The organism is Thiorhodococcus mannitoliphagus (genome assembly GCF_010915725.1).
Taxonomy (GTDB): Bacteria; Pseudomonadota; Gammaproteobacteria; order Chromatiales; family Chromatiaceae; genus Thiorhodococcus; species Thiorhodococcus mannitoliphagus.
In genome coordinates this window covers 1-4434 of record NZ_JAAIJR010000228.1, presented here as the reverse complement: position 1 = coordinate 4434, position 4434 = coordinate 1, and the positions used below count along the sequence as shown (strand labels likewise).

The window sequence follows — 4434 nt, the reverse complement described above, 5'->3', positions numbered from 1 at the left end:
CGGATCAATCCCCGCGTCATCAAACAAAAGATGAGCAAATGGCCCAAGAAGCGGGCGCACCACCGACATCCTCCTCAACCGACCCAACCCTTCGAGGAGAGCATTGTGCTGTGCCATTGAACGGTATTGGGTTTAGCCCTGGCCATGAGCTAGGTGAAGCCTATGTTCGCGGCCTTTTTAAAACAGAAGCAGGAAAGCGGAATATAGAACGCATGAACGAAGAACTCGAACTGTCTGGCGATAGCTATCAGCGAGTTCAGCAGTTTATTACGAACTCGACGTGGTCTGCATCCAATCTCATCAGTGAAGTCGCGCTGAATACGTCTAATTTTTACGCGAGCCAAGACGATTATCGACGCCGTGATGCCGGTTACATCATCGACGAGTCTGCGCATATCAAGAAAGGAAAGTACTCCGTTGGCGTCGCGCGACAATATGCCGGAATCATAGGAAAAGTGGAGAACTGTCAAATAGGTGTCTATGCCAGTTTGGTGTGGAAATCACATAGCACATTGATTAATGAGCGACTCTTTCTTCCAGAATCCTGGACTTCCGATTCAAAACGCTGCGAGAAAGCCGGGGTTCCTGAGGACAAGCGCACGTTCAAGACGAAACTTGAACTCGCCCTTGAGATGCTCAAGGCCGACGTCGAGGTCGGCGTTGAGTTTGGCTGGGTCGGGGGAGATGGTCTGTACGGTCACGGACTTGAACTTGGTAACTCTTTGGATAACATGGGGTTAACGTTTTTGCTAGATGTACATTGCAATCAAAAGATCTATCCCTTCAAGCCGCAGCTTAGTGTTCCTGAAAGCACGTCCAGACGCGGACCGAAGCCGACGAAACTGCGCGCCGATTGCAATCCCATTCGAGTCGATTTGTACGCCCAGCAACTGCCTTCTTACGAATGGCAGACGGTCACCGTTCGAGACGGCACGAAGGGGCCACTGACCCTCTCGATGCATGCGACCCGCGTCTGGCTCTGGGACGGCAAATCGGACGCAGTGACCGAGCGCGTCCTTGTCATTAGCCGAAATCAGGCGGACAACAAGATTAAGTACTCCCTGAGCAATGCCGACTATCTTGCCACACCGATCCAACGGTTCGCTTATATGCAAGCGCAGCGCTATTGGGTCGAGCGCGCGTTTCAGGAAGCCAAGAGCGAGCTTGGAATGTCTGATTACCAAGTCAGGAAATGGGATGCGTGGCACCATCATATGGCGCTCGTCATGTTATCGCTAGCGTTTATCGTGAAAGAGCGGATCTTGTACAAAGACGATTGCCCATTACTGAGCTGCCGAGACATTCGGGTGATGATTATAGCGATGCTCCTCAACGATCCCGCTGCTGTCGACAAGAGAATCGCGCAACTAGAGGTCAGGCATGAGCAAAGGCGAAGGGATATTGACCGATACTACAAAGCGGACGTTGGCGCATGATCTCAGTCTCAGATTTAAGGTAACAAAGTAGTACTAGTTGACATGATGGGAATTTTTTGGGGCACTGAACGCTTTGGTCGGCAAGAAACGGATGCTGACATCAACGATGGCGGAAAGCATTTCGTTCTTGTGACCGCGCATTTCACCGTACTTGAACAATCAGAGAGCGGCGCTCTCGCGCATTCGTTTATTCAAGATGCCCAGCTAAACCTCCTTTTTGACAAATACGGCAAGCCGCGCTCAAGAGCTTCTTCGCAGGTCGCTAAGAAATTAAAGCGACTAAACAAGGCTGGTGACTCTTACATCATTATTAAAAGGCGCTTTTTTTGGAAGAAATATTATATTAGCGCCGATACGCATAATGGGTTTACCATATGCCGAGAGCTTAATTCTCTTGCGAGATACAGGCTTCTATCCGTCGATACAGTACTTGCGATAAAGACAAAAAAGGCTAGACCAAACGCAATCTCTCAATCGCGTGCTCCTGCGATATCGCGCATAATTCATCAAACATATTGGACCAACGGCGTTCCGGATATTTTGAAAGACAACGTTGAGCGCTTAAAAACTCTTAATCCGTCTTGGGTGTATCGCTACTGGAATGATAAGGAAATTGTCTGCTTTATAAATGAAGTGTTCGGGTGGGACGTTCTGCGCCGATATTTGTCGATAAATGCTCAATATGGCGCAGCTAGGGCAGATTTATTCCGGTATTTGTGTATTTTTTATTATGGCGGCGTATATTTAGACATAAAATCTACCGTGCGTTTTCCTCTGGATGAAATTATTAAAGATGACGACGAGTACATCTTGTCATATTGGAACAATGAACCGGGCGATCGCTATGCCGGCTTCGGTTTGCACCCGGAGCTGGACTTCTCTCCCCACGGAGAACTGCAACAATGGCACGTCATAGCCGCCCCGCGACATCCGCTTCTCCGACAAGTTATTGAGGGCGTGTTAGACAATATTGCGTGTTATCGCTTCGACGCAAACGGACGGGGGAAGCCCGGAGTACTGCGCACTACTGGACCGATAGCTTATACCAGAGCTATATATCCACACATATCTGAACATAATTGCCGTTTCATTTCCGCTGAGAGTTCCGGTATCGAGTATAGAGTTATTGATGATCATCACAGTTACCTCGGCGGGCGCTGGCATTACTCGGAACAGACCGCACCGATAGTGATGTCCGATGCATCAATGAAGGGCCATGGGCCTATCTTGGGAAATGAAGGAATTCCGCAAACGCAGGGTGCGGAAACAACGCCATGGACTTCGCGTCTAACAGACTGATTCTGATATAGATGTTTCATTTGACATGAGGACGACGGGAGCGCTTAACTGATATAAATAACTGATTTTAAATCACTTTAAATGTTAAAGAAGATTCTAGCGTCTCCATGACAGGTGAAATATCTATACAATAAGGCATGTTCACCGAGTTCCGAAAAGGAGCCTACCGATGAAACGTCGCAACGACATCAGCCTCAACACCGAAGAGGCGCAATCGCTGTTGTACATTTCATTCCGTGTGCGACCAAATTAGGCACCCTCTTTTCTCGCCTGAGTGGGTCGAGCGCTTTCGCCGCTCGGAGAAAACCTTCACGCGCACCCGCCACCTTCCCTTCCATGGCCTCGTCACGTTCCTGCTGAATCTGCGCAAGGGCAGCACCGAGCAGGAGTTCAATGGCTTCTTTGCCGCGCTCAAAGAGCAGCCGCTGGCCTCGGCCGCGCCCAATGTCTCGGCCCTTTTCAAAGCCCGCCAACGCCTCTCGGCAGAGGTGTTCCCCGCCTTGAAGCGCCAGGCGATCGACAGCTTCCGCGCTGGCCCAGTTCGCGCGCGCGCCTCAATGCTTTACCTGATTAGCAAGATTCCTCAGCCAGGCGGAGCCAGCGCTCAGGGCGAGGTCCGATGGTAACGGCGGCCACGAGCAAGCGGGTGTGAATCGTGTCGAGGTGGAAACGTCGGTTGAAGCGATAGGCGAAGGTGCCCAGATAGCGCGCGCCATACTTGGCAAAGCCAAACCCATGGTAGGCCCCACCGCGACTGGTCTTGAGGTTTCCCAGGACGGTGTTGACCCAACTGAATTCCGGCAGCTCTTTCGGCTTGCGGGCACCGACGAGGATCGCGTTGTGCTGACAGCCAGCGTCTGTGACACCGGAAAAACAGTCCAAGCCATCGGAGGTCACCTGGCAATCGGGCGAGAGGTCGCTGATGGCCCACTCGCCAATGGCCAGGTGGGTGAAGCCAGGCACGGGCGCCATTTTGGCGTAGCGCGGATGCCCTTCGGGATCGAGGGAGACGGCCGCGACGAAGGGCACTTTGTTCTCCGAGCCGCGTCCGGGTTTACCACCCGCGCGCTCGCCGCGGAGATAGGCGTCGTCGACCTGCACGTCGCCACTGAGGGTATAGACGCTTTCGCGCTCGAGCATCGCCTGCATCAGCTTGTGCTGGATCAGCCAGGCGGTTGGATAGCTCACACCGAGCTGGCGTTTCAGGGCGAGTGCAGAGAGCCCCGTCTTGGCCTGACTGATCAGGTAGATCGCCAGAAACCAGATGGTCAGCGCCAAGTGGGTGCTTTGAAACAGGGTGCCCGCAATCAGCGAGGTTTGCGTCCGGCATGCCTGGCACTGAAACGTCTTGTGGGCGCCAACATGGAGGATGTAGGCGTGATGGCAGCCGCACTTGGGGCAACGAAAGCCGTCGGGCCAACGGCCCCGCTCCAGTGCCGCCTCGCATTGGGCTTCGGGGTTCCGAACTGCTCGTAGAACGTTGGTAGCGACAACCCCGGTTGGAATTGAATGCGATTCATCGGCATGGCGGAATCCTTCTGATGAAGCGTGGTAACCCAGTGTGCGCTGTTTCTCGACGAAAAAGCGGCTTGGCTGGAGAATCTTGCTAATCAGGATGCTTTATCCGACATTCCGCACGCCATAACGTGTAATAACGAATTTTTTGTTGCTGATTTTCAGTGGAGGTGTCGTCATCTCG

The 4434-nt window shown here is 52.6% G+C and carries 3 protein-coding genes and 1 pseudogene; 3 read left to right on the top strand and 1 reads right to left on the bottom strand.

Going from position 1 to position 4434, the window contains the following annotated elements; all coding sequences use genetic code 11:
- Positions 1-38 precede the first annotated feature (38 nt).
- The 3 genes from G3480_RS25155 to G3480_RS25145 all read left to right on the top strand — a co-directional run bounded on the left by G3480_RS25155 (position 39) and on the right by G3480_RS25145 (position 3361).
- The gene (locus G3480_RS25155; RefSeq protein WP_240906058.1) at positions 39-1436 is read left to right on the top strand and encodes an IS701 family transposase; all 1398 of its coding nucleotides are present in this window, start codon (positions 39-41) and stop codon (positions 1434-1436) included.
- A 42-nt stretch (positions 1437-1478) separates the two neighbouring features.
- Complete coding sequence (locus G3480_RS25150; protein ID WP_164656961.1) at positions 1479-2735, top strand: glycosyltransferase family 32 protein; 1257 nt, start codon at positions 1479-1481, stop codon at positions 2733-2735.
- Positions 2736-2971: 236 nt separating this feature from the next.
- Positions 2972-3361 carry a transposase domain-containing protein gene (locus G3480_RS25145; protein ID WP_164656960.1) on the top strand — a complete coding sequence of 130 codons (390 nt, stop codon included), beginning with the start codon at positions 2972-2974 and terminating at the stop codon, positions 3359-3361.
- Here G3480_RS25145 and G3480_RS25140 read toward each other — a convergent pair.
- Positions 3306-4261, bottom strand: a pseudogene (locus G3480_RS25140) (IS1595 family transposase). The gene G3480_RS25145 and the pseudogene G3480_RS25140 overlap by 56 nt on opposite strands.
- Positions 4262-4434 lie beyond the last annotated feature (173 nt).

Excerpts from the sequence above, each read along its gene's own strand:
- G3480_RS25155 (WP_240906058.1), top strand. The coding sequence starts at position 39 with ATGGCCCAAGAAGCGGGCGCACCACCGACATCCTCCTCAACCGACCCA.
- G3480_RS25150 (WP_164656961.1), top strand. The coding sequence starts at position 1,479 with ATGATGGGAATTTTTTGGGGCACTGAACGCTTTGGTCGGCAAGAAACG.